General features: G+C 60.9%; 6 protein-coding genes. 2 read left to right on the top strand and 4 right to left on the bottom strand.

Annotation, left to right across the window (positions count from 1 at the left end):
* Positions 1-184: 184 nt before the first annotated feature.
* The gene (locus tag ACYYKW_RS10445) at positions 185-1702 is read right to left on the bottom strand and encodes an MDR family MFS transporter (protein WP_394506525.1); all 1518 of its coding nucleotides are present in this window, start codon (positions 1700-1702) and stop codon (positions 185-187) included.
* 76 nt (positions 1703-1778) lie between these two features.
* The gene (gene pobA / locus ACYYKW_RS10440; RefSeq protein ID WP_464990069.1) at positions 1779-2972 is read right to left on the bottom strand and encodes a 4-hydroxybenzoate 3-monooxygenase; all 1194 of its coding nucleotides are present in this window, start codon (positions 2970-2972) and stop codon (positions 1779-1781) included.
* Positions 2973-3149: 177 nt separating this feature from the next.
* On the opposite strand from pobA, the gene ACYYKW_RS10435 reads away from it, so the two are divergent.
* Complete coding sequence (locus ACYYKW_RS10435) at positions 3150-4034, top strand: helix-turn-helix domain-containing protein (RefSeq protein ID WP_090285771.1); 885 nt, start codon at positions 3150-3152, stop codon at positions 4032-4034.
* 136 nt (positions 4035-4170) lie between these two features.
* On the opposite strand, the gene ACYYKW_RS10430 is transcribed toward ACYYKW_RS10435, so the two are convergent.
* Positions 4171-4347, bottom strand: a complete 177-nt coding sequence (locus tag ACYYKW_RS10430; RefSeq protein WP_016773438.1) for a hypothetical protein — start codon at positions 4345-4347, stop codon at positions 4171-4173.
* Between the two features lie 218 nt (positions 4348-4565).
* A complete protein-coding gene (locus ACYYKW_RS10425) occupies positions 4566-5471 on the bottom strand; it encodes a LysR family transcriptional regulator (protein WP_231990199.1) in 906 nt (301 codons plus the stop codon).
* Between the two features lie 114 nt (positions 5472-5585).
* Here ACYYKW_RS10425 and ACYYKW_RS10420 point away from each other — a divergent pair, with 114 nt between their 5' ends.
* Positions 5586-6464: an MBL fold metallo-hydrolase gene (locus ACYYKW_RS10420; protein WP_464990068.1), complete on the top strand. Its 879-nt coding sequence runs from the start codon at positions 5586-5588 to the stop codon at positions 6462-6464.
* Positions 6465-6507 lie beyond the last annotated feature (43 nt).

Below are 6507 nucleotides of genomic sequence, written 5' to 3'. Positions count from 1 at the left end.
GAAAATCTCCCACGGTCTGTACTGCGCTAACAGTCAGAATCGAGCCTTGTCCCTCCTCCTCCCTTCAAGTCCTACCATACAAGCGAGCCTGCTCGCGAAGGCGTCGTGTCAGCCAGCATCCTGGTTGAATGACACACCGCCTTCGCGAGCAGGCTCGCTCCCACAGGGGTCTGTGGTGTTGCGGTTATTTCGCGCCGTGTTCGCGCCCGCGCAGCAGGTTGTTCGGCATGGCAATCGCTGCCGCGAGCCCAAGCAACGACACTGCCGTACTCACCCACAGCAAATGCCGGAACGTCACCAACAGCTCTGCGCGCAAGGCATGCTGCGCATCCCCCGGAGCAGCGTTGAGGCCATCGAGCAGGACATTGCCCGAATGCCCCTCGCTGAGCAGTGAACTGCTTGCCAGGTGGGCGAAACTCGAGTGTTGCAACAGCGCCAGCAGCAGCGCCGACATCAACGCCACCCCCACCGCGCCGCCGAGGGAGCGGAACAGGTTGGTGGTACTGGTGGCCACGCCGATGTCGCGTTGTTCGACCGAATTCTGCGTGCCGACCAGCGAGGTCGGGAATTGCATGCCGCCGGCAATGCCGCTGAGCAACATGAACACGCCGCTGAGCAGCGTCGCTTCCGGTGGGCTGAACGCCATGCCGAGTATCGAGATCGGCATCAATATCGCGCCGGTCAGGATCTGCGGTTTGTAGCGGCCGGTGATCGAGGTGCGGCGGCCGGCGAAATACGCGCCGATCGGCAGCCCCATCGCCAGCGGCAACAAGTGCAGCGCGGCACTGTCGGCGCCGGCACCGGTGACAGTTTGAAAGCGCAGCGGCATCAGTACGATCAGCGAAATGGCCTGGAAACTGGTGAAGAAAATCGTGCACCAGCACAGCAGGGCGCTGCGGTTGGCGAACAGGTGCATCGGCAGCAACGGCTCACGCGCGCGCCGTTCATGCCAGACGAACGCCGCCAGCACCAACACCGCACAAGCAAGCAGACCGAGCACTTCGCTGCTGCGCCACGAATGCCCCTGACCGACCTCGGTGATCCCCAGCAGCAGGGCGGTCAGACCGATGATCATCAGCACCGTACCGAGGTAGTCGATCACCGGTTTGCGCTGCGGTATCGGCAAACCGCGCAGGTTGCGCCGTGCCACCCACCAGGCACCGAGGCCCAGCGGCAGGTTGATCAGAAACACCCAGCGCCACGACAGGTATTCGGTCATGTAGCCGCCGAGCACCGGTCCGGCAACACTCGCTACCGCGTACATGCTGCTGAAATAGCCCTGATAACGGCCCCGTTCACGCGGCGGCACGATGTCGCCGATGATCGCCTGACTCACCGAAATCATCCCGCCAGCGCCGATGCCCTGAAGAATGCGCGCCAGCACCAGTTGCTCCATGCTCTGCGCCATGCCGCAGAACAGCGAAGCCAACGTGAACAGGCCCATGCCGAACAGCATCAGTTTGCGCCGCCCGTACAGATCGCCGAGCTTGCCGTAGATCGGCACCGCTACGGTCATCGCCACCATGTAACCGGAAATCACCCAGGCCAGCAGGCTGACGTCCTTGAACTGGGCAGAGATGGCCGGCATCGACACAGCGACGATGGTCTGGTCGAGCGCGCCGAGAAAGATCGCCATCATCAGGGCGACCAGCACGCTGCGAATGGCCGGTTTGGGTATTTCAGGCGGGTTCAGAGTGGTCACGGAAAACCTGCAGGCAATGATTGACCCGCAAGGGCATGGCGAGCGGGGATGCTCGCCAGTGTAAGTCGGTAGGAAGCTATTCGATAGCCTCGTACGCAAGCCCGACGTAATTTTCCGCGATGGTTTTGCGCCCGGCTTCCGAGTCAACGAAATAGTCCAGTTCCGCGGCGCAGATGCGCTGGTTGAACGCGTCGTGATCGTCGAAGCGGTGCAGCATCGAGGTCATCCACCAGGAAAAGCGCTCGGCTTTCCACACGCGGCGCAGGCAGACTTCTGAGTACTTCTCCAGCAAGTCGGTGCGCCCGTCGCGGTAAACCTTGAGCAGAATATTGAACAGCGTGCTGACATCGCTGGCCGCCAGGTTCAGGCCCTTGGCGCCGGTGGGGGGGACGATGTGCGCGGCGTCGCCGACCAGAAACATCCGCCCGTATTGCATCGGCTCGACGACAAAGCTGCGCAGCGGCGCGATGCTTTTTTCGATCGACGGACCAGTGACCAGTTTCTCCGCCAGTGCGCTCGGCAAGCGGTTTTTCAATTCGTCCCAGAAGCGCTCGTCACTCCAGTCCTCGACGTTGTCATCAGCCGGCACCTGCACGTAATAGCGGGTGCGCGTCTGCGAACGCATGCTGCACAAGGCAAAACCGCGTTCGTGACGGGCGTAAACCAGCTCGTCGTGTACCGGCGGGGTGTCGGCAAGAATACCCAGCCAGCCGAACGGATAAACCCGCTCGAAGACCTTCAGGCAATCGGCCGGAATCGATTGCCGGGCGACCCCGTGGAAACCGTCGCAACCGGCGATGTAGTCGCAATCGACGCGCCAGGTTTCGCCATCCTTTTCAAAAGTGACGAACGCTTCGTCGCTTTTCATGCCGTGCGGAACGACATTGCTCGCCTGATAAATCGTCGGCGCGCCGGCCTCCCGACGAGCGGCCATCAGATCGCGGGTGACTTCGGTCTGGCCGTAGATCATCACGCTCTTGCCGCCGGTCAAAGCGTGCAGGTCGATGTGCACCTGGCGTCCGTCGAGGGCCAGTTCGAAACCGCCATGGACCAGTCCTTCGGCGTCCATGCGCTGACTCACCCCGGCCTGACGCAACAGCTCTACCATGCCTTGCTCAAGCACGCCGGCGCGGATGCGCCCGAGCACATAGTCGGGTGTTTGCCGTTCGAGAATAAGGGTGTCGATGCCAGCGTTGTGCAGCAACTGGCCGAGGAGCAAACCGGACGGGCCGGCGCCGATGATCGCGATTTGGGTTTTCAGCGTTTTCATTGTTTTTATGGCTCGCAAGCGTCACGCGGCAAACGCCGGTGAGGGTTTTTTATGGATCGAGTGCTTGCATTTTTCCCTTGCGGGTCTGTCAATTGAAGGTGAAAACTGAGCCGATACCTGTACATTCTGCCAATCGGTGCGATTATCGCCCACAACCCCGAGGCCTGGATTGAAGTGATGAACAAGCCTGAGCTGCCTTCGATTCCCGTGTTCAAGCTCTACGGTGAAAGCCTGGACTGGCCGACCCCTGACTTGCTGCACTGTGAAACCATTTCCTCACGCAGTCGCGAACACGAGTGGGAAATCAAACCCCATCGCCACGCCGATCTGTGCCAGTTGCTATTCGTTTTCAAAGGTCAGGCAGAGCTTGAAATCGAGGGTCAGCGCACGCAATTGCAAACCCCGGCGATCCAGGTCCTGCCACCGCTGTCGGTGCACGGCTTTCGTTTTTCCGAGGACGTTGAGGGCTTCATCGTTACCCTCGCCACACCGCTGATTAACCACTTGCAGGCACAACTGGGCGATTCGGTGCACGCGCTGGCCAGCGCCGAGCATTACCCGGCCGGTGCGGACGGCGACTACCTCAACAGTCTGTTCAGCGCCTTGCAGGCCGAGTACAACAGCCATCAACCCGCGCGGGAAATGCTCATGCATTCGCTGGTCAGCGTGATCATGGTCTGGGTCAGTCGCCAGGCGATCGTGCGTCACAAAGCCAGTCAACGGCCGCAACGTCAGCGCGAATACCTCAATGGCTTTATTCAGTTGGTCGAGGAAACCTATCGCCAGCATGTAAAGGTCGAGGATCTGGCCCATCGCCTGGGCATTTCCGTCTCGCACCTCAACGGCACCTGCCGCGAACTGGCCGGGCAACCGGCGTTGCAGATCATGCACGAGCGCCAGTTACTCGAAGCCAAACGCTTGCTGACCTACACCAGCATGACCATTTACGAGATGTCGGAGCTGTTGGGGTTTTCCGACCCGACCAACTTCACACGCCTGTTCCGGCGCCGGGTGGGGATATCCCCGAAAGCGTTTCGTGATCGGCTGAAGGCCGAGCAGTAATCCTGCCAACATCACCAGACCGTGTGGGAGCTGGGTTGCCAGCGATAGGGGCGGATCAGGCGCCTGCAATGCTGAATGTCAGCCTGCAATCGCTGGCAAGCCAGCTCCCGCAGGGGCTCAATTCAAGCCCGACCCATCAGCGCAATGCATTGAGCGTCGCATTGTGCGGTATGCAGCGCTCGTAATTGCAGCTCGCGTACTCGCGCGGCAGCTGACGCAACTGTTCGACCCGCCAGGCCGCGGTGCCGTACAGCGCCAGCGTGGCGGCGCAGGTGATGAAAATAGCGGCGTATCTTTTTGTTTTGATGTTCATGGCGATGACCTCTGAACGACATACCCTGCGGTATTACTTTCAGCATAGGTCAGCGGCGCGGAGTTGCCAGCGAGTACGCCTGAGGTTTTACCCCGTCATTCAGAACACTGATATCCCCTGTAGGCCTTCGCCTGCTCGCGATAGCGGTGAATCAGTCACTCATTCATCAGATGACAGTCCGCTATCGCGAGCAGGCTCACTCCTACAGGGAATCGGGTTTACAAGCCAGTGTCCCATTGCGGATTTTCGGGAAAGCGTTCCACCAGGAAATCCAGCAGGCTGCGCAGTGCCGCCGGCATGTGTTTGCGTGAGGCGTACACGGCATAGATGTTCATTTGCCGTGGTTCGGCGTGGGGCAGCAGGCGCACCAGTTCGCCGCTGTGAATATGCACCCCTGCCTGATAGGTCGGCAGCATCGCCACTCCGGCGCCGGCCAGTGTCGCGCGCAGCAGGGTGCTGGCCTCGTTGGCGCTGATGTTGCCTTGCACCGGCACCGAAACCGCTTCGCCATCCTCTTCGAAATGCCACAGGCTTTTGCCGAAATACGAATGGGTCAGGCAGTTGTGCCGACTCAACTCCTCGACCTGCACAGGCGCCGGGTGCTCCTGCAGATAAGCCGGCGCCGCGCAGACCACCGAACGGCACACAGTCAGGCGGCGGGCGATCAGGTTGGGATCGAGATCGTTGCTGGTGCGAATCGCCAGGTCGATGCGCTCATCCACGAGGTTCACCGTGCGATCGAGCATTTGCAGATCGATGCTCACCCCCGGATAGCGCTGGACGTAGACCGCCATCGCGTCGGCCAGTTGCGCCTGACCAAACGAGGTGCTCACGCTGATCCGCAGCAGCCCGCGCGGCGCGGCGTCAGGTTCGCTGACGGCGGCCTGCATGTCGCTCGACAGTTCAAGCATTTGCCGACAGCGCGGCAGGATCTCGTTGCCGGCGGCGGTCAGGCTCAATTTGCGCGTGGTGCGGTGCATCAGGCGCGCGCCGACCCAGTCTTCCAGCTCCGCCAGATAGCGCGACACCACCGGCCGCGACAGGTCCAGATGATCGGCCGCCGCCGACTGGCTGCCCAGATCGACCACACTGACGAACACCCGCATTGCTTGTAGCCGATCCATGATTTGCCCGCTTTCAGAAACAAACTATGTTCAAGCATCGCATTTTTTGTACTGAGTCAGGCAACTAAGCTCTGTCCCATCGCCAGCAACGGCATTCGCACAGCGGAGCAACAGATGATCGGCTTCACCTCACTTAAACGCGTTGTACTCGCCACCGCAGTCCTCGGTTTCGCCGCGCACGCAGCGGCGGCCAACCTGACTCTCGACGTCTACAATCCGGGCACCCAGGCTATTTTTCCGGTGACCTCGGTGCTGGTCAGCGGCGAAAAAGAAGCCATTCTCGTCGACGCACAGTTCGGTAAATCCCAGGCGCAACACGTGGTGGAAAAGATCCGCGCCAGTGGCAAGCAACTGACCACGATTTACATCAGCCATGGCGACCCGGATTACTACTTCGGCCTCGACACGCTGACCCAGGCCTTCCCGCAGGCCAAGGTGCTGGCCTCGCAGCCGACCGTCGATCACATCAACCAGACCGTCGCCGGCAAACTGGCGTTCTGGGGGCCGAAAATGGGCGCCGACGTTCCGGCGAAAACTATCGTGCCCGGGGTACTCAAGGGCGACAGCCTGATGCTCGAAGGGCAGAAATTGCAGGTGATCGGCCTGCAAGGCAAACAACCGGATCGCAGCTTCGTGTGGATTCCCTCGCTCAGGGCCGTGGTCGGTGGCGTGGTGGTCGCCGAGAACATTCATGTGTGGATGGCCGACACCCAGACCGCGCAATCCCACGCTGATTGGCTGGACACGCTGGATTCAATCGAAAGCCTGAAACCGGCCACGGTTATCCCGGGCCATTACCTGGGCGACAGCAGTCGTTCGCTGGCCAGCGTCAAGTTCACCGCCGACTACATCAAGGCATTCGACGCCGAAACCGCCAAGGCCAAGGATTCGACGGCACTGATCGCCGGGATGAAGCGACGCTACCCGTCGCTCGGCGAAGAAAGTTCGCTGGAACTCAGCGCCAAAGTCGCCAAGGGCGAAATGGCCTGGTAAGCCGAATCCGCATACGCAGCAATCTCAAGCCAACTGGAGAACA

The sequence above is a fragment of the Pseudomonas sp. 15C genome, from assembly GCF_055484735.1.
This window is presented reverse-complemented; position numbering and strand designations above follow the sequence as displayed.